This window comes from Roseobacter sp. (genome assembly GCF_039970775.1).
Lineage (GTDB): Bacteria > Pseudomonadota > Alphaproteobacteria > Rhodobacterales > Rhodobacteraceae > Roseobacter.
Map to the genome: position 1 here is coordinate 31817 of NZ_JBDVLG010000039.1, position 22190 is coordinate 54006.

Sequence of the window (22190 nt, forward strand, 5' to 3'; positions counted from 1 at the left end):
TAAACATGGGACAGATTACGCTTGAAAAGGTTACAAAGAGCTTCGGTGACGTACAGGTTATCCCGCCGCTCGATCTCGAAATCAAAGATGGTGAGTTCACCGTTTTTGTTGGCCCCTCGGGGTGTGGTAAATCAACGCTGTTGCGGCTGATTGCTGGTCTGGAAGACATCTCATCCGGCACCATCAAAATCGACAGCAATGACGCCACCGACATCCCCCCTGCCAAACGCGGGTTGGCCATGGTGTTCCAATCTTACGCGCTCTATCCACACATGAGCGTGCGCAAGAACATCGCGTTCCCGATGCGGATGGCCAAGATGGATCAGGCCGAACAAGACAGCCGCATCGAAGCAGCCGCCAAGGCCCTGAACCTGACAGATTACCTCGACCGTCGCCCCGGGCAGCTGTCGGGTGGTCAACGCCAACGGGTGGCCATCGGCCGTGCCATTGTGCGCGAACCCTCGGCGTTTTTGTTCGACGAACCCTTGTCGAACCTCGACGCGGCCCTGCGTGTCGGCATGCGCATGGAGATCAGCGAGCTTCACAAAAAGCTTGCAACAACAATGATCTACGTGACCCACGACCAAGTCGAAGCCATGACAATGGCCGACAAGATCGTGGTCTTGCGCGCCGGCTACATCGAACAGGTCGGCACCCCGCTTGAGCTCTACCACACGCCGCGCAACACCTTTGTCGCGGGTTTCATCGGCTCTCCAAAGATGAACCTCATCGAAGGGGCCGAAGCGGCCAAGCACGACGCGCACACCATCGGCATCCGTCCGGAACACATCGATGTATCGGACAGCGCGGGCCTGTGGCAGGGCACCGTGGGCGTGGCCGAACATCTTGGGTCTGACACGTTCTTTCACGTGCACAACACCGGGCTGGCCGAAATGATCACCGTGCGCGCGCCCGGCGAGGTCAACCTGACCCATGGCGACACCCTCTTCATGACACCACGCGCAGATAAATTGCACCGGTTTGATGACAAAGGACTGCGGATTGCATGAACCGTCTTGAAGGAAAGACAGCCCTCATCACTGGGGCTGCGCGGGGCATTGGCCTTGCCTTTGCCCAAGCCTATGTTCGAGAGGGTGCACAAGTCGCTATCGCAGATATTGACTTGCCTCGCGCACAGGCTGCGGCGGCTGATCTGGGCGCCGGGGCCTGTGCGGTACACATGGACATCACCGATCAAACCAGCATCGATGCAGCTATCACACAGACGGTACAGCACTTTGGCCAGATCGATATTCTGATCAACAATGCGGCATTGTTTACCGCCGCCCCGATCGCCGAAATCACGCGCGAGGACTACGCACGTGTGTTTGATATCAATGTGGGTGGCACGCTGTTTACCCTGCAAGCCGTCGCCAAACACATGATTGCTAGCGGCCACCGCGGCAAGATCATCAATATGGCTAGCCAAGCGGGGCGTCGCGGCGAACCACTGGTCGGCGTTTATTGTGCAACCAAAGCCGCGGTGATCAGCCTGACGCAATCTGCGGGGCTCGACCTGATCAAGCACGGGATCAACGTAAACGCGATTTCCCCTGGCGTAGTGGATGGTGAGCATTGGGATGGCGTCGACGCGTTCTTTGCCAAATATGAGGGTAAAGCCCCCGGTCAAAAAAAACGAGAGGTTGCCGCAGCCGTCCCTTTTGGCCGCATGGGCACTTCCGACGATCTGACTGGTATGGCGATTTTTCTGGCCAGCGATGATGCGGATTACGTTGTCGCACAAACCTACAATGTGGATGGTGGACAATGGATGAATTGACCCCCCTGTCGAATGCGACCTTGGACGATCTGGCCAAACATATACGCATCCCGACATACGACCGAACTGCCCTGACACCAGGCATTGTGCATATCGGCCTTGGCAACTTTCACCGCGCACATCAGTCGTGGTATTTGCACCGCTTGTTTGATGCCGGTTTGTGCACCGATTGGGCCATCATCGGCGCTGGCGTGCGCGCGCCCGATGCCGCCCAACGCGAACGGTTGTTGGCCCAAGACTGCCTGACCACGCTCATCGCGTTGGACCCCGCCAGCAGCAGCGCCGAAGTCGTTGGGTCGATGATCGACTACCTGCCCGTGTCTGAAAATCACCACGCGCTAATCACCCAAATGGCCGACCCATGCATTCGCATTGTCGCGCTGACGGTCACCGAGGGGGGGTATTACATTGATCCCGCGACAGGTGGGTTTGATGCAGATCACCCCGATATCCAACATGACGCCGCCCACCCGACCGCACCGCGCACCGCCTTTGGGGCGATCATCGCCGCCCTGCGCATGAGACGCGACGCAGGCCACGGGCCGTTCACCGGCATGTCCTGCGACAACCTACAGGGCAACGGTGATATCCTGCGCCAAACGGTGGTGTCTCTGGCCCGGATGGCCGACACAGAGCTCGCCGAATGGATCGATCAATCGTGCTGTTTCCCCAATTCGATGGTCGATTGCATCGTACCGGCGACGGGGCCCAATGAAATCGCACTGGCCCACGGGTTTGGCATCGACGACAAAGCCCCCGTCACCCACGAGACCTTTCGCCAATGGGTCATCGAAGACAGCTTTTGCGCGGGCCGCCCCGATTGGGACATGGCAGGCGCCACGTTTACCCATGACGTGCACAGCTACGAGGCCATGAAAATCCGCATGCTGAACGCGGGCCATCAGGTGCTGGCCAATGCGGGCGACATCATGGGTATCGGAACGATAGCGGATTGCATGGCCAACCCGCAGATCAACGGTTTTTTCCGCAAGGTTCAGCAGGCCGAAATCGCCCCCCATGTCACAGCCGTGCCGGGGATGAGTGGGGCCGCCTATGTGGATCTGATCGCGGGGCGTTTTGCCAACCCGTCGATTGTTGATACCACGCGCCGTGTGGCGTTTGATGGGTCATCGCGGCATACGGGTTTTGTGCTGCCCACCCTGCGCGAAGCATTGGCCGCAGGCACCCCGATAGAGGGGCTCGCGCTGGTAGAAGCACTGTGGGCGCGCATGTGCGAAGGCACCCGCGAAAACGGCACCGCGATTGAACCCAATGACCCCTTCTGGGATGATCTGACCGCCGTGGCCGAAACCGCGCGTACGCAGCCAAGTGCCTGGATCGAGCAGCGCCAATTCTATGGTGATCTGGCCGATAACAGCACGTTTGCCGCAGCGTTTGACCGTTGGCTGACCGCGTTATGGGCAGATGGCTGCACCAAAACGCTGGATCTGTATCTTCAGGATTAACCCGGCCCAAATGATGGTATCACCGCGCAGACCCAGTACCGGGCCCGCGCGGTTTTTTTATGCCTTTTCGGCGGTGGGCTTTAGTTTGAACATCTGGCGCAGCGTTACGTAAAACACCGGCGTCAGAAAAAGCCCCAGCATCGTCACCCCAGACATCCCAAAGAATACCGCCGTGCCCAAGGCTTGGCGCATCTCGGCGCCGGGGCCCGTGGCCATCATCAACGGGATCACGCCCAAGATGAACGCAAAGGCCGTCATCAAAATGGGTCGGAACCTTAGGCGGCTTGCCTCTAATGCGGCGTCGATGGGGCCTAGGCCGCGTTCTTCTTGGGCTTGTTTGGCAAATTCCACGATCATAATGGCGTTTTTAGCCGCAAGCCCCACCAAGACAATCAGCCCCACCTGAGTGAGGATGTTGTTGTCCATCCCGCGGATCATCACACCGACCAACGCGGCCAAAACCGACAGCGGAACAATCAAGATAATCGCGACCGGCAAGACCCAGCTTTCATAAAGCGCCGCCAGAAACAGGAAGGCAAACAGGATCGAGAACCCAAAGATATAGATGGTAGAATTGCCCTGTTCGCGTTCTTGCAGGGCCAGTTCTGTCCATTCGTAATCCACGCCGGGCGGCAGGATACTATCGGCCAGTTGCTCCATCGCGATCAGGGCCTCGCTCGTCGAAACACCCGGCGCGGCACTGCCTTGTACCGGAACGGACACCTGTTGGTTGTAGCGTTGCACCAACACGGGCCCGGCGGTTTCGCGCATAGACACCAATGTCCCCAGTGGGACCAATGCCCCCGTAGCAGAGCGCACCCGCAAGGCGGCGATATCTGCTTCTTCCAGTCGGAAGCTTTGATCGGCTTGCGCGCGCACTTGGAACAGTCGGCCAAACGCGTTGAAGTCGTTCACATAGGCCGATCCTAGGTTGATCGCCAAGGTCTCAAAGATATCACCGATGGGCACGTTGAGCATCTGCGCGCGCACCCGGTCGATTTCCAGAAACACCTGCGGCGCCCCGGCCGAGAACGTCGTAAACACGCGCTGCACCTTGTCGGATTGGCGCGACGCCCCCATGATGGCATAGGCCGATTGCAACACGCGGGTCATGTCGGCGCTTTCGTTTTCGCGCAGTTGCAATTTGAAGCCACCCCCGGTGCCAACCCCGCGCACAGCAGGCGGCGCGATGGCGATAATGAATGCCTCGCGCAGGGATTGCATGCGGCCAAACAACTGCCCCACGATGGCCTTTGCGGTTTGGCCATTGGCGGCACGATCCTCAAAGCTATCGAAGGGGGTAAAGATCACCCCTTGGTTGCTGGCGTTGGTAAAGGTCGCGCCGGAAAACCCTGCAAAGGCCACGGCATTGGCGACGCCGGGCGTGTCCAGCGCGATTTCGGTGGCTTGTTTTATAATCGCGTCCGTACGTTCTAGCGACGCCCCATCGGGCAGTTGCACAACAACGATTGCATAGCCCTGATCAGCGTCTGGGATGAACCCGGTGGGCACCTTTTGGCTAATGAAATAGGTGCTGGCCAGAAGCCCCGCAAACACCAATAACGCCAGTGTTTGCATAGGCTTGGTACTGACAAGCGCCCGCACCAGCCACACATAGCCGCGGGTCAGCCCATCAAACACCCGGTTGAACCCGCGCGACACGGGCCCAAACAGGCGGGCTGCGGGGCTGGGCCGGTCTTCTTTGGATTTGGATTTCAACAAGATCGCAGCCAACGCCGGAGACAAGCTCAGCGAATTGATCGATGAAATCACCGTTGCCACCGATATCGTGACCGCAAATTGTTTATAGAACTGCCCGGTGATGCCCGGCACAAAGGCCGACGGCACAAAGACCGCAACCAACACCAATGTCGTGCCGATCACAGCGCCCTGCACTTCGTCCATGGTGCGTGCAGAGGCCGCGCGGGGCGGCATTCCGTTGGCGATGTTGCGTTCGACGTTTTCAACCACCACAATCGCGTCGTCCACGACGATCCCGATAGCCAAGATCAACCCAAACAACGTCAGTAGGTTCAGCGTATACCCAAGCGCCAGCATCACCGCGAATGTCCCGATCAGAGACACCGGGATCGCCAGCAACGGGATCAGCGCCGTGCGCCAATTCTGCAAGAAGACGATGATCACGATCACCACCAGCAACACGGCCTCGAATATCGTTTCATAGACCGCATTCACCGATGCTTCGATGAATTCTGTGGGGTTATACACCACCCGGTATTCCAGACCGGCCGGGAAATCGGCGGCCAGTTCATCCATCACGTCGATGATTTCATCTGCCGTCGCCAGCGCGTTGGATCCGGGGCGCTGAAAGACGCCCAACGCCACGGCGGGTTTGTTATTGAGGTAGGAATTGTTGACGTAGGACCGCGCGCCAATCTCGACACGGGCCACATCGCGCACCCGCACGACCCGCCCCTCTTCTGAGGCGCGCACAATGACACGGCCAAATTCACGCGGGGTTTCCAGCCGCCCTTGGGTGGTGATCGTGACCTGAAAGGCGCTGTCACTGTTGTTGGGCGGCGCCCCCAGCGACCCGCCAGACACCTGCACGTTTTGTTCGCGCAGCGCATTGACCACATCGCCCGCCGTCAGCCCCAGCGAAGCCAATTTGTCTGGGTCCAGCCAAACGCGGGCCGAAAATTCCCGTTCACCAAAGATCCGCAGATCCCCCACACCATCCAGCCGCACCAGCCGGTCACGCACCCGCGCCCGCGCGTAATTGGACACATAGAGCTGGTCAAAGCTCTCGTCCGGCGACAGCATATGCACCACCATCATCAGATCTGGCGATGATTTGGTCGTGGTTACCCCCAACGCGCGCACCTCTTCGGGCAGGCGCGGTTCGGCGATGGCCACCCGGTTTTGCACCAACACCTGCGCCGCATCCAAATCGGTGCCCAACTCAAATGTGATCGTCAGGCTCATGGCACCATCGGCCGTCGCGTAGGACGACAGATACAGCATGTCTTCTACGCCGTTGATTTCCAGTTCAAGCGGCGTGGCAACGGTGGCCGCGATTGTCGCGGCATCCGCACCGGGATAGGACGCGCGCACAACAATCGATGGCGGCGCGATTTGGGGGTATTGTTCAACCGGTAGCTGAAAATACGACACCATGCCGACAATCGTCAGCAGGATCGAAACGACGATCGCAAAGATCGGGCGGGTGACGAAAAAACGACCCATATCAGTTGGCCGCAACCAAAGGCAGCTCAGTCATCTCAGGCGACACAACGCTGCCTGGTCGGGCCCGCACAATCCCTTCGACCACGATGGTTTCTGACCCATCCAGCCCGTCGCGAATGACCCGGTAGCCGTCAATGCTTGGCCCAGGCCGCACCTCTATCGGGATAACATTGCCCTCGGCATCGACGCTCATGACCAAACGGCGGTTTTGGTCGGCCACGACGGCGGCGTCAGGGACCAAAACGCCTTCGTAGGGCAATGATCCAGGCACATTCACGCGCCCAAAAAGCCCCGGTGTCAGCAATTCATCGGGGTTGTCCAGAACTGCGCGGATGCGCATCGTACCGGTTTCCTGATCAATGCGGTTTTCCGAGAAATCCAGATGTCCGATCTGCGGTGGGATGCTTTCATCCGACAGCGTGACCTTGACCTCAAGCCCCCCGCCGCCTTCCTGCAATGTCGCCCCGCGCGCACGTGCATCGCGCGCATAGGCCAGAAAATACCGTTCATCGATGTCAAAAAAGAAATGGATCGGGTCTGACGACACGATGGTTGTCATTAGGGTGTCATTTGCCGTGACCAAGTTGCCCGGATCCACTTGGTTTTGGTCAATCCGGCCCGCCATGGGCGCGCGGATGTGCGAATATTCGATGTCTAGCTGTGCCAATTCCAACGCGGCACGGGCTTGTTCTAACCCGCCCTGCGCCGATAGATACGCCTCGCGGCGCTCGTCCACGGTGCTTTGAGGAATATTGCCGTTTTGCACCAGCGATTGCGCCCGTTCCAATTGTTCGGCGCTAAACGCAAACGTCGCCTCTGCCACGTCGATTTGTGCCTGCGCTTGGCGCAACGCGGTGCTGAACTGGCGCTGGTCAATGGTAAAAAGGATCTGGTCTTTTTCAACCAACACACCGTCCGTGAAATGCACCGTTTCAAGGTACCCCGACACGCGGGAGCGCACCATGACTTCGGCCTGCGCATCAAAACGGCCAATGAATTCATCGTCTTCCACAATGGTTTTGACGACAGGATGCGCGACTGTCACGGGGGGTGGACCTTGTTGGGCGATCGCGGGGGGGGCCAAAACCAATGTGCCAAACGTTAGCAACAGTGCGGTGAAACGTGTCATAAGGGGGATCCGCCAATATATGTATCGGCTCGATCCTTATACCTGATTGACACAAATGAAAGCAGTTTATTCAAGGCATGTGTTGATTTGAGCCATAGAACGCCCTCATTGGGGCATTTATTACCATAGAGTTAATAAAAATCCCGTGATTTCGGGGTGATACGGGTGTTTCTGGGGCGAGGCGGTATGCCGCGGCCGGATGTGGAGCACAGGCGTGATTTGCGGCCACGCCAAGGCGACGCGGGCCCTGCGAAAGTATAGCTAAATTGACACAACAAGAAGGTATCGCGTCGGGGTTTTATGGCGGGGATACCCGTTTCTCCCTATGGGTGAGCGACGTATCATACCATATTTACTTCGATACAAGATATTGAATAAAAACAGTAATTCCTTTCGACAATCCGAAACTCAATACCATTCGGCACTGGCCATGCGCCCCGGTTTTTACTTATCATCAGACACCGACCAACAACCGCTAACAACCGACGTAACAGCGGCGGTTTTCACAACGCGTTAACTGGCCAATGGTATTTCTCAGAGCATTCTTTTGACCTAAAGTGAATAAGTATGAGGGTAACAATCTAAGTATGCCGATCTTGATCACATACGCCCTTCTACCGGCCCATAGCACCGCCAAATGCACCGGGAAGCACGCGCGATTATGTCAGCGCAGTGTGGGTTGGTTTATGTGCCTACCCATCGATTTTTCACCCATCTGTGGCCGCTAGGGGACTGGTAGCCAATGCAAAATATCAGCTTTTCCACTCGATTTTTAAAATTGACCTTTGTCGGGTATGTTTTCTCGATCCTATCCGTCGCGGCGGCCATTTGGTTTGCATCGGCCCCTGCACTTTATCAGATGCAACAGGACGCCATGCGCGTCCACTTGGAGATGAAGGCCAACATCGTTGCAAATCTTCTCGATGGATTTCTTGATGAGGGCGAATTCCTCGCGCGGTCCCCTGAGATTATAAACTACGTTATGGGCTTTGAAAATCGGTCAACCCGCGCCAAAAGCGCGCTTTTGAGATTGCAAAATGCAAATGATGTCAGGCTGATAAACCACAGTGGGCGCGTCATCCTTCGCGTAGGTACTCAGAACCCGACCTCTCCGTTTTTTCCCGTTGAGGCGCTCGAAGGCATGACCGACATGATCGAGCGTCGCGCCCCAATCGAACCGCGAATCTCCTACCGGCCCGCCGACGGGAAACATGAGGCGTATTTTCTTGTTACCATCCCTATCGTTTCAACAGGGGGGCTCGAAGGTATGTTGGCATTCGAACGCACGCTGGATTTATCGCATGTCCTAAGTGCTGGAAAAGAGGCCCCTCCCACGATCATCGCAACCACCTTCCAACGCGAGTATTGGGAAGAATGGCACAATGGGGCCGGCACTGCCGTTTCGACCGAAATGCCTGGGGCGGATTTTCACCTGATCGTCGACACTGATGCCGAAGTATTGCAATCCGTTGGGCGCAGGCTCGTATTGACGGGTATCGCTGTGGCGATGCTGGCTCTTGTTCTACCCTTTAGCGTGATGGCCGCGTCTGGCATGCGCGCCATCGTGCGGCCACATCAAGAGTTGGAGAAATCCCGCGCGGCGCTTTCGACGCAACAAGACGAGCTGACTGAACTGGCCCAGATCGCGCAATTGGCGCGTGAGAGCATTATGGTCATGGATGAATACGAACGTATTTTATGGACCAACAGCGCCTTCACCCAATTGAGCGGTTACACCCAAGACGAGGCGATCGGCAGGCGCCCCAGTGAACTGCTGTATGGGCCACATACCGCGTTAAAAACACGACGGGAGATCCGCAAGGCAATCGAAGACGAACGCCAGGTTCAGACAGAAATCCTGAACTATCGAAAAGACGGGACGGCATATTGGGTCAACATCGGGATTTCGCCCCTAGCCGCATCTGTCAAAACAGGGCGTCGTTTTGCCAGTATTTCAACAGATATCACCGCGACCAAGGACGCACAGGCCAAGGTGGCAGAGGCAACCGCCGCCACAGAAGAGCAATCGTTGCGCGATCCGTTGACCAACCTGCCAAACCGCCGTTTCCTTGACAATATATTCGACACGAGTGTGACAAACACAGATTTGCCACGCACACTCGTACGCATTGATCTCGACCATTTCAAAAACGTGAACGACACCCTTGGGCACAGCGCTGGTGATTTCGTTTTGCAGCAAGTTGGCAAAATTCTAAAAGACGGGATCGGCACAAATGACGTCGCCGTACGGGTTGGCGGGGATGAATTCGTGATCCTTATGGCCGCAGGCTCAGGAACCGGCGATGCCGCCGAACTTACCAAACGACTATTGGTCAAAATCCGCGAAGAAATGATCTTCGAAGGTAAAATTTGCCGGATTGGGGCGAGTTTCGGCGTCGCATCCGCGATCGGTGGATTGATCCAGAACTGCGATCTTTTGAAAAGCGCGGATTCGGCGCTTTACACAGCCAAAGATCTGGGACGCAACACGACAACCGTCTACACGCCTCAGCTGCACAGCATCGTCAACGAAAAACGGATGCTCTCTGCCGAAATCGAATACGGATTGGCGAATGGTGAATTTCAGCCATTTTTCCAACCGCAGTTTGATGCGCAAACCCAAGACATGGTCGGCATTGAAGCGCTGGCAAGGTGGCATCATTCGACCCGTGGCCTATTGTCACCGGCGCAATTTTTGCCTGTTTCCAATCAACTTCGCCTCACACCTGAGATCGACCGGCAGATCTTTCGCTACGGCATCGAAAAAGTGCAGATACTGAATTCGTTAGGTTTGTTCATACCCAAAATTGCTTTCAACATGGACACCCATCAAATCGTCAACACGCGGATAGAAGACATCATGCTCGGGTACGATTTGGGTGAAACGCGTGTTGCATTAGAGGTCCTAGAAAGTGTGCTCGTCGAAGAACAAGATCATAACTTTGTGAACCGGATCAACAATCTAAGGCAGAAAGGATTTCAGATCGAGGTAGATGATTTTGGGTCGGGCCATGCATCTGTCATTGGCCTGAAACATCTACACCCCCATGTTATGAAGCTCGACCGCATGCTGGTTCAACCGGTAGACAACGACCCCACCGCCCGCGCCTTGATTCGAAACATGATTGAGATGGGAAAGGCGCTCGGAATTTCTGTGACCGCAGAAGGTGTAGAAACCGCCGAACACGCAGCGATCATGGCAGACCTAGGCTGCGACACGTTGCAAGGGTTCTATTTTGCACGACCCATGGATTTTGAAGATCTCAAGTCCTTCGTCTCACAACAAAATCATGGAGTCGCAGGGCACGCTTCCTAATCCTCTTGGACATTTCCGACCCGGGGCCTGCCGTTTTGTGGCGAGTGCGACTATGCGCCTGCCCCCATCATTCCAATCGATCAAGGCAGGTTGCATGGTTCATGCCCATCGCCAGCCCAAAACTGTCACGCGGTATACCGGAGAAAAGCATCGAACCCTACTCCGATCCACATACAACCCTAGCCGCGTGCCAAGCACCCGGCCAGGACAGTGGCCGCGTTGCGACTACAGGAAATCATCTCGGCGCGGTGTGAAACAATCAATCAGTTCGCCGGCCTCAATACACACGCATCCGTGCCGCGCGCCCGACGGGATGACAACGCTGTCACCTGCCGCAATCTCGGTCTCTTTTCCGTCAATAGAAAACGTAAAACGCCCCGATTTCACATAGCTAGATTGCACATGTGGGTGATCATGCAGCTTCCCTTCTGCTCCGTCTTCAAAACAAAAAGACACCATCATCAGATCAGCATGATCGGACAAAACTTGACGGGTAACACCGGGATCGGTGGTGATACATGGAAATTCGCGGCTCACAGGTAGCTCCTTTATAGGCAAGATATCTGACACAGATGGTCAGTCGAAATAGGTTGCGTGGGTCTTGTAGATTTCACCGATGGTATCGTCCAGCCGTGCAAGATGGCGGCGTGCACCTGCGGTGGCGCGCTCGATGTCTTTGGCCTTCAGCGCGTCTGCCAGCTCTTGGTGGTCTTTAACCAATGTGGCCGCCGCGCTCGCGCGGCCCAAACTTAGCATGCACAACCGATCAATCCGCTGTTTGCATTCCTCAATGGTCGTGAACGCCAACGGATAGCCCCCCAGTTCGCAAATCAATTTATGAAACTGGTAGTCTAACGCGTGGAATTTGTCCGGTTGGCCCTTTTCGATGATCTCATGCTGTTTGTCTAAATTTTGCCGCAGCTTTTTTTCGCGGGCGTCGTCCCAGATCAAACAGGCACTGCGCACCACCTCGATTTCAACCGCAAGACGGACGAAGCGCGCGTGGTTGATAAGTTCCATCGAAAATCCACGTACTGTGGTCGCTTTTTGCGGGCGGATCAGCAGCAGGTCGAGGCCTTCCAATCGATTGAACGCATCTCGCACCGGTTGTCGCGACACCCCAAAACGCCGCGCGATCTCGGCCTCCGATAGCTTTGTGCCGGGCAGTAATTCCAACGAGACGATTTCTTCTCGCAACTGGTCAAACACCAGATCGGTGGTCGTACGGCGTTCAAATACCTCGGAAATTTCCTGCATACGCGCATCCTACTCCATGTTGTGCCGACCCGGTCCAGAAACATGTACCGCACCAGTGAACCGCAGTGCGCCTCCCACAAGATAGGTATCATCTTTCCTTTGATGTGCCGCGCAAGCGGGCGATCAACTGACAAGATATCACTTGACAATACTAGTATACTAGTCATCTACATAAACCAACACTTACCTGCCGATCCGCACCATTTTCCGCACAACGGACTGGGCGACAGGCACCTTGAAAGGACGACACATGACCGACACGACTGCCCCATCTGCAAACCTGCCCTTGGCAGGACAGGTCGCGATCATCACCGGCGGTGGGCGCGATATCGGACGGGCTTGCGCGTTGCGGCTGGCGGCATCAGGTGCCGCCGTGAGCATCAACTACCACAGCTCATCCGAAGGTGCCGAAAGCGCCGTTGCCGAGATCACCGCGGCAGGTGGCCGTGCGTTGTGCAAGCAAGGCGACATGACATCTGATGCAGATGTTGCCGCCTTGATCGACGCCACAACCGGCGCATTTGGCAGCAAAATCAACGTTTTGGTGCACGTCACCGGTGGTTTGGTTGCTCGCAAAACCATCGCCGAGATGGATGTGGATCACTGGAACGCAGTGATGGATCTGAACGTCACGTCCTTCATGCGCGCGGTCAAAGCGTCTTTGCCCCACATGACAGACGGTGGGTCCATTGTCGGGTTGGCCAGCCAAGCCGGCCGTGACGGTGGTGGTGCCGGTGCCGTCGCCTATGCGGCATCCAAGGGTGCCGTGATGACCATGACACGGGGTTTGGCCAAAGAACTGGGCCCGAACATCCGCGTCAATTCAGTATGCCCCGGCATGATCGACACCGATTTCCACAACACGTTCACCAAGCCCGAAGTCCGCAGCCATGTGGCCGGGATCACACCGCTGAAACGCGAAGGTCATTCGGAAGATGTCGCCAATTTGGTGAACTACCTTGCGTCAGATGAATCGGCGTTTATCACGGGTACGAATGTCGACATCAACGGCGGCTTGGTCTTTTCATAAGACCCAGTCACCGTTTTCGGGCCATTGGCCCATTATCCTAGGGAGGAAGAAAATGAACAAGAAACTTACAACATCATTGCTGGGGGCCGTTGCGGCGGTCTCTTTGATGGCTGGTGCTGCTGTGGCAGACACATGGCGCGGGTGGAACATCCACGCGGATGGCTACCCCAACACGGTTGCCATGGATAAATTTGCCGAGCTGCTGGCAGAAAAAACCGGCGGTGAGATCACCCTGCAAATGTTCCACGGCGGCACGCTGGGCAGCCAGCCTGACGCGGTTGAGCAAGTCCGTCTGGGCGGTATCGCCATCGGCAACTTCAACCTTGGCCCAATCGGTCCGATCGCGGCTGAAGCCAACGTTGTGTCCTTGCCGTTCATCTTCAAAGACGTGCCACACATGTTCCGCGTGTTGGACAGCCAAGGCGGCGAAGCCATCACCGCAGGTATGGCCGCAAAAGGTCTGATGCCATTGGCATGGTTCGATGCGGGCGCACGGTCTTTCTACAACGGTGAAAAGGCGATCAATACGCCTGCGGATGTCACCGGCATGAAAGTGCGCGTGATGAACAACGACCTGTTCACAGGTATGATCGCAGAATTGGGCGGCAACCCGTCACCAATGGCGTTCGCCGAAGTGTACCAAGCGCTGAAAACCGGCGTTGTCGATGGGGCCGAAAACAACTGGCCGTCCTACGAATCCACAGGCCACTTTGAAGTTGCAGGCTACTATTCGCTGTCCCAGCACCTGATCATTCCTGAATGCATCTGCGTGAACACGGCGACCTTCCAGGCGCTGTCATCCGACATGCAGGCCGCAGCACTCGAAGCGGCACAAGAAGCTGCATTGATGCAACGTGATCTGTGGGCCGAACGCGAAGCCGTCAGCCGCAAGGCCGTCGAGGCCGCAGGCGTTGTCGTCAATGACGTCGCTGACAAAGCACCGTTCCAAGCAGCAATGGCACCGGTTTACGAAGCGTATTTCGAAACCAACCCAAACCTGCGTCCTTTGGTAGAGCTCATTCAAGCGACCGAATGAACCTGACCTGATATTGACACGCCCGCCGCACGAACCGGCGGGCGTGTCCTTTTCAAGAAAGAACCAAAATGACGGACAGCCGCCCCCCTGCCCCCATCGCGTTGATGAACACCATCTTGGACGCTATCGCAGCCTTCTGCCGCGCGCTAACGGGCGTGTCGCTGGTGGTGCTGACCGTGATTTTCGGCTGGCTTGTGTTTGGCCGATACGTGCTAAACGCCACCCCCACCTGGGTAGAGCAGGTCGCCTTGCTGTTGGTCATGACCATCGCGTTTCTTGGTGCGGCCGTTGGGGTCCACGAAAACACGCACCTGTCGGTTGCAGCATTTCGCAACGTTGCACCTAACTGGCTGCGCACGGGTTTTGTCATCCTGACAGACATCCTTTTGGCCGGTTTCGGGCTGTTGCTCTTGCTGCAAGGCACCAAATTGACGATTTTCAAATGGGGGTCGATGATCCCGCTGATCCAAGTGCCCGAAGGTCTGCGCTCGCTGCCGCTGACAATAGGCGGTGGGTTGATCTTGTTGTTCACTCTTGGCCATCTCATTCGTATGGCCACGGGGCACGACGACCGCAGCGACATCATATAAATAGGAAAAGATCATGGGGCTCTTTGTTCTTCTGGGTATGTTTGCCCTCTGCGTGATCATCGGTGCGCCGGTGGCTTTCGCGCTTGGCATCTCTGCCTTGGCCGCGTTCTGGTTTGAAGGGCTGCCCCTGATGATCGGGGTCCAGCGGATCATCTCGGGTATCAACGTCTTTTCGCTGATGGCGATCCCGTTCTTTATCTTTGCGGGCGAATTGATGTTCCACGGCGGCATCGCGGCCCGGTTGGTCAAATTCGCCTCTGCGGCGGTGGGCGCTGTGCGCGGCGGTCTGGGTATCGTGAACGTGTTTTCCTCGATGCTGTTTGGTGGCATCTCCGGGTCTGCGGTCGCCGATATTTCGGCGCTGGGGTCTATCCTGATCCCCGTGATGAAAGAAAAAGGCTATGACGCCGATTATGCCGTCAACGTCACTGTGACATCTTCGATTGCCGGTATCATCATTCCGCCCAGCCACAACATGATCATCTTTGCGATCGCTGCTGGCGGCAGCATTTCGATCTCCAAACTGTTTTTGGCAGGCGTGTTGCCCGGTCTTTTGATGTGCTCCTGTCTGGCCCTCGCGGCCTATCTGGTGGCCGTCAAACGCGGCTACAAAGCCGAGGTCTTCCCCGGTTGGACCGCTCTCGCCATCAGCTTTGCCAGCGCCATCCCCGGCCTCTTCACTGCGGTGATCATCGTGGGCGGCGTGTTGTCGGGCATCTTTACGGTCACCGAATCCGGTGCATTCGGCGCGATCTACGCCTTTGTCGTCACGCTGTTGATCTACCGCAACATCACTTGGGCCAACTTCACCACGGCGGTGCGCCAGTCTGTGCGCACCACGGCCATGGTAATGATCCTGATCGCCTGTGCCGGGGCCTTCGCCTACATGCTGACCTTCTACCGGGTGCCCGATAAAACGGCGGCCCTGCTGACCAGCCTGACCGATAACCCCATCCTGATCTTGCTGATGATCAACGTTGTCTTGTTGGTGCTGGGCATGATCATGGACATGGCCGCGCTCATCCTGATCTGCACGCCGATCTTCCTGCCCGTAGCTATAAGCCTCGGCATTGATCCGCTGCAATTTGGTATGATCTTGATGGTGAACCTGGGCCTTGGCCTGTGCACACCGCCGGTGGGGTCGTGCCTGTTTGTTGGATGCGCGGTGGGCAAGCTCCCGATGGAACAAGCTATCCGCACGATCTGGCCCTTCTATCTGGCGATCTTCGCCGCGCTGATGATCATCACGTTCTTCCCGGCGATCTCCATGACACTGCCAGCGGTGTTGGGTTAACCCCCAACACCGCCACAGCTATTTCGGACCCTAAGCGCCTAAGCCGCCTTAGGGTCCGGGACATCCAGAATGGGTCTCTTTGCTATCCGCAGGCGCCTGTGCACGATCAAACATACCGTAATCGCGGATCACACCAGCGACTTTCAGACGGTAGTCATCAAACACGCCGCCCCGCCCTGCCGTCTGCGCGCCCCGGTGCGCGTTCAGGCACCGCCAGCGGGCAACCGCCTCTTCATCCTCAAAGAACGACAGCGACAAAAGCTTGCCCGGATTGGTCAGGCTTTGGAACCGCTCGACCGAGATAAACCCCTCGACCTGCTCCAGCATGGGGCGCATCTTGGCGGCAATATCCAAATATTCGTCCTTGCGGCCCTGTGCGATTTCCACCTCAAATATCACCGCTATCATGATGTCGCCGCACCGTTGTGCGGGGCTGACGCTAACGTCAGGAATGTTCTGTCTTCGCGTAACAAAAATCTCTCCTTTTGAGCAAATTCATAGTTTTCACGCCCCAATGGATCTTGCGCCAGCCGGGCCCGATAGGCTTCGTAGTCAGCCAGACTTGCGACGTTATAGATACCATAGGCGCGCGTGCTAGATCCTTCATGAGGCGCGTAATACCCGATCAGATCCGCACCGCAACGGGGAATAGCCTCTCCCCAATTGCGCGCGTATTGGGCAAACTGGGCCTTTTTGGTGGGGTCGATATGATAGCGTATCACGCAGGTCAGCATGGCGGTTCCTTTCAGTGTTGATCCCCCGTGATGTAAACTGTTGCGACAACGGAATGCTTCGACTACCATCGAACTATGAAAGAAGGTCCAGATATCGCCCATATCGCCGCGCTGATCGGTGACCCGGCCCGCGCCAATATGCTGACGGCGTTGATGACCGGCAAGGCCCTAACCGCAACCGAATTGGCGCAAGAGGCCAGCGTGACGGTTCAAACCGCCAGTTCACACCTATCCAAACTCGACGCAGGTGGGCTGCTGCGACCCCGCAAACAGGGGCGACATAAGTATTTCTCGCTCGCCAGTGACGATGTGGCCCATGTGCTCGAAGGGTTGATGGGTTTGGCCGCACATTCCGGGCATATGCGCACACGAACCGGCCCGAAGAACGCCCAATTGCGTCAGGCGCGCGTGTGTTACAACCATCTCGCGGGCGATATGGGCACGCAGATGTTTGACAGCCTGCTGGCCCAAGGGCATCTGGCGCTTGACGGCGATGCCTTGTCATTGACCGGTTCGGGCGCAGATTTCATGGCGCGACTTCACATAGATGTGACCACGCTTCGGGCCAAACCCGCGCCCCTGTGCCGTGAATGTTTGGATTGGAGCGCGCGCCGCTCTCATCTGGCCGGTAGCCTCGGGCGCGCCCTGCTTAGCAGGTTCGAAGACCTCGCATGGGCCAAACGCCAAACCGGCACGCGCGTCATATTGTTTTCGTCCGAAGGTACGCGCCAGTTCGAACACCTGTTTTCCGTCCGCTAAACGCCGCCCCCGGCCCCTTGGGGCCCGCCGGCATTGCGGCACGGGGTCGATATACGGAAAACTGAAAAAATCAGTGGTACCCAAGGCCGGACTCGAACCGGCACGCCTCGCGGCGGGGGATTTTGAATCCCCTGCGTCTACCATTCCGCCACTTGGGCAACGAGGCTGACTTACCGCGTGTGTGAACTATGGGCAAGCGGATTTTGCACATTCTTTTCACCCTTTGCTTGACCCCATAGTCAGCCCATGATTTTGCAACGTTAACGCAACCATGAGGCACCAGCGATGCTGCGCTCCATTTACGACTGGACCTTGAATAAGGTCGACCACCCGCAGGCCCTGTGGGTCTTGGCATTTGTCAGCTTTATCGAAAGCTCGGTGTTTCCGATCCCGCCCGATGTGCTGATGATCCCGATGATCATCGCACGCCCATCACGTGCATGGCTGATCGCTGGTGTGGCGCTGATTGCGTCGGTTCTGGGCGGCATGCTTGGCTATGCGATCGGCGCCTTTGCGTTTGAGGCCATTGGCCAACCGGTGCTGGAAATGTGGGGCAAGGCTGATGCGATGGCCTCGTTTAACAGCCGCTTCAATGACCTCGGCTTTTGGGCCGTCCTGACGGCAGGCGTGACCCCCTTCCCCTACAAAGTGATCACGATCATGTCTGGCTGGACAGCAATGCCACTGGGCACCTTCGTCGTCACGTCTATCCTGGCGCGTGGGCTGCGGTTCTTTATCGTCGCGTTTTTGCTGTGGAAATTCGGCGAACCGATCCGTGATTTCATTGAAAAACGTCTGGGGTTGATGTTCATCCTGTTCATCGCCCTTCTGGTGGGTGGATTTGCCATGCTAAAATTCCTATGACGCGCCGCGCCCTGATCGCCTGCGCCGCCGGTGGCTCTGCCGCACTGTTGCTGGGGGCATTTGCCTTCCAGCACCTCGGCGGGTTGGCGCCGTGTAAAATGTGCATCTGGCAACGCTATCCACATGCGGTGGCCATGGCGATTGGGCTCCTTGCGCTCTGGTCGCCCCGCGCGGCGTGGCTGGGTGCGGGGGCCGCGCTGATCACCGCCGCGATTGGCGTCTTTCACGCCGGGGTCGAACAGGCCTGGTGGGAAGGTCCAACAACCTGCACCTCTGGGCCAGTGGGTGGTCTAAGCACTGACGATCTGCTCAGCCAAATCATGAACGCCCCATTGGTGCGCTGCGACGACATCGCATGGCAATTGATGGGCATCAGCATGGCCGGTTGGAACGCACTGATCTCGCTAGGGTTGGTCGCCGTCTGGGTTATGGCCGCGCGCCGCGCCTAACTGGCCTTGCGCGTGCTTAGCAACAGGCTCGTTTCGCTCGTCGCCACGCCGTCGATGCGCCGGACCTGAAACAGGATCTGATCAAACCGTTCCAACGTGTCCGTGCCGATCTCTACGATGACATCCCAACGTCCGTTGGTCGCATACACACGGCGGATCTCGGGCATGCCCGTCAACTGCCGCAAAATACGGTCGGTGCCCCGCCCCTCGATGCCGATCATCATCAACCCGCGCACCGGGTCCTCTTGGGTGTCGTCTTTCAACACCACCGTGAACCCCAAAATGTCGCCACGCGCCTGCAACTTGGTCAGCCGGCTACGCACGGTTGCGCGTGTAAGCCCCAACGTCGCGGCTAAATCAGACAAGGACGCCCGCGCGTTATGACGCAATGCGGCGACCAATTTGCTATCCATTTCGTCCATTTTGTGCACCCGATTTGGTTAGTTGGTCAACATTATGGTCGAAATATACACTTATCAATCACTCAATACGTACACTACCTTTGATGCAACCGACAAACAGGAGCATCTTATGACCTCACAAACATGCATTCTTTACGGCGCCCCTGTCGACTGTGGCAAACGCCGACGCGGGTGCCTCATGGGCCCAGATGCCTACCGCACCGCCGGGCTGCGCGAAGCCCTCGAGGGGCTGGGCCACGAGGTCGAAGATCGCGGCAACCTGAGCCCGCGCGCCTTTACCCCACGGCCCGATGACCGTCTGCATGCCCCCCAAGAAACCATCGCCTGGACCCAAAGCCTCGCCGATGCTGCCACCACCGGGTTGCGCGACGGTCTGCCAGTCTTTATGGGCGGCGACCATGCGCTGGCCCTCGGTACAATGCTGGGCGCACAGCGCCACGCCGATGCCCTAGGCCGCCCGCTTTTTATCCTGTGGTTGGATGCACATAGCGACTTTCACACCCCCGCCACCACCGACAGCGGAAATCTGCATGGCACCCCGTTGGGTTATATCACCGGTCGGCCTGATTTTGACGCCTTCCCCCCGATCACACGGCCCATACCGGGCGAAAACATCGCCATCATCGGGCTGCGGTCCGTCGATGATGCCGAACGCGCGGCCCTGCAATCCACTGGTATCCAACGGGTCGACATGCGCGACATAGACGAAACCGGCATTGCCAAACCGTTGGCTGGTTTTCTGGCCCGTGTGGCGGCGGCGAACGGCCTGCTGCATGTGTCGCTTGACGTCGATTTCCTTGACCCCAGCATCGCGCCCGCAGTTGGCACCACAGTGCCCGGCGGCGCCACCATCCGCGAAGGTCATTTGGTGATGGAAATGGTGCACGACAGCGGCCTGATGACATCGCTCGATCTGGTCGAGCTCAACCCGTTCCTGGATGAACGCGGACGCACAGCGCAAGTCATGGTCGATCTGGCCGCCTCCGCGCTTGGACGGCGCGTTTTTGACCGCCCGACGCGCGCCTACTGACCCGACCATCAATAGAAAGGTCCCGATATGCCCCCTCTGCAACCGTCTGCCAAAGCGCTTGTTCCGTTTGTGTCCGTCGACAATATGATGCGCCTGATCCACCATATCGGCGTCGAAGACATGCTACGCGGCCTCGCCGATTACATCGAAGAAGATTTCAAACGTTGGCCACTGTTTGACAAAACCCCACGTGTGGCCAGCCATTCCGCCGAAGGCGTCATAGAACTGATGCCCACCTCAGACGGCGAGGTCTACGGTTTCAAATACGTCAACGGCCACCCCAAAAACACCGCCGAAGGGCTGCAAACGGTCACCGCCTTTGGCCTGCTGGCCGACGTGGGCTGTGGATATCCCGTGTTGCTCAGCGAAATGACCCTGCTGACGGCCCTGCGCACGGCGGCCACCTCTGCGCTCGTGGCGCGTATACTGGCCCCAAAAGGCGCCACAACAATGGCCATGATCGGCAATGGCGCGCAGTCCGAATTCCAAAGCCTCGCCATGAAGGCGATCTGCGGCATCACCCATATCCGGCTCTATGACACAGATCAGGCGGCCACCGAAAAATGCGCACGAAATCTGTACGGACTTGGCCTCACGGTCACCCCCTGCGACACCGCCGAACATGCAATTATGGGGGCCCAAATTGTCACCACCTGTACGGCGGACAAACAATATGCGACCATTCTGACCGACAATATGATCGGTGCGGGTGTGCATATCAACGCCATCGGCGGGGACTGCCCCGGCAAAACGGAACTGGCCCCCGCGATCCTACAACGCGCGGATATATTTGTGGAATACCCCGAACAAACCCGCATCGAAGGTGAGATCCAGCAGCTGCCAAAGGATCACCCCGTCACTGAAATCTGGCAGGTTCTGACAAATCAGGCACCGGGCCGCAGTTCGGATGCGCAGATCACGCTGTTTGATTCCGTGGGCTTCGCCATCGAAGACTTCTCAGCCCTGCGCTACATCCGTGCAAAGGTGCACGACACTGGCCTCTTCGACACGCTAGACATGCTGGCAGACCCCGACGACCCGCGCGATCTTTTCGGCATGCTAGAACGGTCAAACCCGACCTAAACCTGTCCGTCCTGCGCGTTTTGGGCCTGCCCAAAACCAAAACATAGCGTGCGCGGCGCAGCCGCGCTCCGCTGGATCAAGACATCACGGCTGCGTCACATCGTGGCCATAGATCCACTCAAACTGGCGTATCATCTGCCCCGGTGCCAACCGGCTGCCCAATCCCAGTGCAAAATGGGCCGCGCTGCGCACAGGTCCCTCGCGCAAATGGTATTTCCGCGCGTTACGCCCAGCCGCATCAATCACCCGCACCGCCCTGCCGCGTCGCAGGCGCTGATACTCACTTTGCACGGTTCCGTTGCACAGGCATTGCGCAAGAACCCACGCATCTTCCAACGCCAGATTGGCCCCCTGCGCCAAAAACGGCAACGTCGGATGCGCGGCATCCCCCAGCAGCGCCACGTTGCCGCGTACCCAACGTTCGGCGACAGGGTGCCGGAACAGCCCCCAAACGCCCACCTGTGTAACCCGATCCAACAGCGGCCCAACCGGCCCTCCAAAATCACCAAACACCGCCCTGAGCTGTTCTGGATCACCCGATTGTTGCCACCCTTCTTCGGCCCATGCAGCGCGCTCCTCAACGGCCACCAAATTCATCATCGAGCCATCCCGCAAAGGATAGCTCACCACGTGACGCCCCGGCCCCATAGACACCCGTGTCTCGGCCAACGGCGACTGCGCAGGCACCGTTGCCCGCCAGGCCACTTGGCCGGTGAATGTGGCCTGCGGCCCCCCAGACACCAC

The 22190-nt window shown here is 57.6% G+C and carries 21 protein-coding genes and 1 tRNA gene; 13 read left to right on the plus strand and 9 right to left on the minus strand.

Going from position 1 to position 22190, the window contains the following annotated elements; all coding sequences use genetic code 11:
- Positions 1-5: 5 nt before the first annotated feature.
- The 3 genes from ABJH13_RS09275 to ABJH13_RS09285 are packed head-to-tail and all read left to right on the plus strand — an operon-like array spanning position 6 to position 3246.
- The gene (locus ABJH13_RS09275) at positions 6-1010 is read left to right on the plus strand and encodes an ABC transporter ATP-binding protein (RefSeq protein ID WP_348405935.1); all 1005 of its coding nucleotides are present in this window, start codon (positions 6-8) and stop codon (positions 1008-1010) included.
- Entirely contained in the window at positions 1007-1780 is a 774-nt protein-coding gene (locus ABJH13_RS09280; RefSeq protein WP_348405936.1) for an L-iditol 2-dehydrogenase, read from the plus strand. The genes ABJH13_RS09275 and ABJH13_RS09280 overlap by 4 nt, the downstream gene beginning before the upstream one ends.
- Positions 1768-3246 carry a mannitol dehydrogenase family protein gene (locus ABJH13_RS09285; RefSeq protein WP_348405937.1) on the plus strand — a complete coding sequence of 493 codons (1479 nt, stop codon included), beginning with the start codon at positions 1768-1770 and terminating at the stop codon, positions 3244-3246. Before ABJH13_RS09280 ends, ABJH13_RS09285 begins: the two co-directional genes overlap by 13 nt.
- Positions 3247-3303: 57 nt before the next feature.
- Here ABJH13_RS09285 and ABJH13_RS09290 read toward each other — a convergent pair whose 3' ends face one another.
- Positions 3304-6453, minus strand: coding sequence for a multidrug efflux RND transporter permease subunit (locus ABJH13_RS09290; RefSeq protein WP_348405938.1), 3150 nt, complete (start codon positions 6451-6453; stop codon positions 3304-3306).
- Between the two features lies 1 nt (position 6454).
- Positions 6455-7582 carry an efflux RND transporter periplasmic adaptor subunit gene (locus ABJH13_RS09295; protein WP_348405939.1) on the minus strand — a complete coding sequence of 376 codons (1128 nt, stop codon included), beginning with the start codon at positions 7580-7582 and terminating at the stop codon, positions 6455-6457.
- Positions 7583-8723: 1141 nt separating this feature from the next.
- Here ABJH13_RS09295 and ABJH13_RS09300 point away from each other — a divergent pair.
- Positions 8724-10898, plus strand: a complete 2175-nt coding sequence (locus tag ABJH13_RS09300; RefSeq protein ID WP_348405940.1) for an EAL domain-containing protein — start codon at positions 8724-8726, stop codon at positions 10896-10898.
- 225 nt (positions 10899-11123) lie between these two features.
- Here the strand turns inward: ABJH13_RS09300 and ABJH13_RS09305 are convergent, their stop codons facing one another.
- Entirely contained in the window at positions 11124-11435 is a 312-nt protein-coding gene (locus tag ABJH13_RS09305) for a cupin domain-containing protein (RefSeq protein ID WP_348405941.1), read from the minus strand.
- A 39-nt stretch (positions 11436-11474) separates the two neighbouring features.
- Entirely contained in the window at positions 11475-12155 is a 681-nt protein-coding gene (locus ABJH13_RS09310; RefSeq protein ID WP_348405942.1) for a GntR family transcriptional regulator, read from the minus strand.
- A 250-nt stretch (positions 12156-12405) separates the two neighbouring features.
- Here ABJH13_RS09310 and ABJH13_RS09315 point away from each other — a divergent pair, with 250 nt between their 5' ends.
- The 4 genes from ABJH13_RS09315 (at position 12406) to ABJH13_RS09330 (ending at position 16105) form a co-directional block, all read left to right on the plus strand.
- A complete protein-coding gene (locus ABJH13_RS09315; protein WP_348405943.1) occupies positions 12406-13185 on the plus strand; it encodes an SDR family oxidoreductase in 780 nt (259 codons plus the stop codon).
- A 52-nt stretch (positions 13186-13237) separates the two neighbouring features.
- Positions 13238-14221: a TRAP transporter substrate-binding protein gene (locus ABJH13_RS09320; RefSeq protein WP_348405944.1), complete on the plus strand. Its 984-nt coding sequence runs from the start codon at positions 13238-13240 to the stop codon at positions 14219-14221.
- Between the two features lie 68 nt (positions 14222-14289).
- On the plus strand, positions 14290-14811 hold the full coding sequence (locus tag ABJH13_RS09325) for a TRAP transporter small permease subunit (protein WP_348405945.1): 522 nt from the start codon (positions 14290-14292) through the stop codon (positions 14809-14811).
- A gap of 13 nt (positions 14812-14824) precedes the next feature.
- Positions 14825-16105: a TRAP transporter large permease gene (locus tag ABJH13_RS09330; RefSeq protein ID WP_348405946.1), complete on the plus strand. Its 1281-nt coding sequence runs from the start codon at positions 14825-14827 to the stop codon at positions 16103-16105.
- Positions 16106-16153: 48 nt separating this feature from the next.
- Here the strand turns inward: ABJH13_RS09330 and ABJH13_RS09335 are convergent, their stop codons facing one another.
- Together ABJH13_RS09335 and ABJH13_RS09340 are read right to left on the minus strand one after the other, a co-directional pair.
- Entirely contained in the window at positions 16154-16513 is a 360-nt protein-coding gene (locus tag ABJH13_RS09335) for an antibiotic biosynthesis monooxygenase (RefSeq protein WP_348405947.1), read from the minus strand.
- Complete coding sequence (locus tag ABJH13_RS09340; RefSeq protein ID WP_348405948.1) at positions 16510-16839, minus strand: NIPSNAP family protein; 330 nt, start codon at positions 16837-16839, stop codon at positions 16510-16512. Before ABJH13_RS09340 ends, ABJH13_RS09335 begins: the two co-directional genes overlap by 4 nt.
- 75 nt (positions 16840-16914) lie before the next feature.
- Between ABJH13_RS09340 and ABJH13_RS09345 the strand changes: the two genes are divergently transcribed.
- A complete protein-coding gene (locus ABJH13_RS09345; protein ID WP_348405949.1) occupies positions 16915-17598 on the plus strand; it encodes a winged helix-turn-helix domain-containing protein in 684 nt (227 codons plus the stop codon).
- A 74-nt stretch (positions 17599-17672) separates the two neighbouring features.
- On the opposite strand, the gene ABJH13_RS09350 is transcribed toward ABJH13_RS09345, so the two are convergent.
- Positions 17673-17756, minus strand: a tRNA-Leu gene (locus ABJH13_RS09350).
- Between the two features lie 127 nt (positions 17757-17883).
- Here ABJH13_RS09350 and ABJH13_RS09355 point away from each other — a divergent pair.
- Both ABJH13_RS09355 and ABJH13_RS09360 read left to right on the plus strand, forming a co-directional pair.
- Positions 17884-18462 (plus strand): YqaA family protein, encoded by a 579-nt coding sequence (locus ABJH13_RS09355; RefSeq protein WP_348405950.1) that lies wholly within the window; start codon positions 17884-17886, stop codon positions 18460-18462.
- Entirely contained in the window at positions 18459-18911 is a 453-nt protein-coding gene (locus ABJH13_RS09360; protein WP_348405951.1) for a disulfide bond formation protein B, read from the plus strand. The genes ABJH13_RS09355 and ABJH13_RS09360 overlap by 4 nt, the downstream gene beginning before the upstream one ends.
- On the opposite strand, the gene ABJH13_RS09365 is transcribed toward ABJH13_RS09360, so the two are convergent.
- Complete coding sequence (locus tag ABJH13_RS09365; protein WP_348405952.1) at positions 18908-19333, minus strand: Lrp/AsnC family transcriptional regulator; 426 nt, start codon at positions 19331-19333, stop codon at positions 18908-18910. The two genes, ABJH13_RS09360 and ABJH13_RS09365, sit on opposite strands and share 4 nt — an antisense overlap.
- A 109-nt stretch (positions 19334-19442) precedes the next feature.
- Between ABJH13_RS09365 and rocF the strand changes: the two genes are divergently transcribed.
- Entirely contained in the window at positions 19443-20363 is a 921-nt protein-coding gene (gene rocF, locus ABJH13_RS09370; protein ID WP_348405953.1) for an arginase, read from the plus strand.
- Between the two features lie 27 nt (positions 20364-20390).
- Positions 20391-21446, plus strand: a complete 1056-nt coding sequence (locus ABJH13_RS09375) for an ornithine cyclodeaminase (protein WP_348405954.1) — start codon at positions 20391-20393, stop codon at positions 21444-21446.
- A gap of 84 nt (positions 21447-21530) precedes the next feature.
- Here ABJH13_RS09375 and ABJH13_RS09380 read toward each other — a convergent pair.
- Positions 21531-22190: FAD-dependent monooxygenase (locus tag ABJH13_RS09380; RefSeq protein ID WP_348405955.1), on the minus strand; the 660-nt coding region annotated here is incomplete at its 5' end.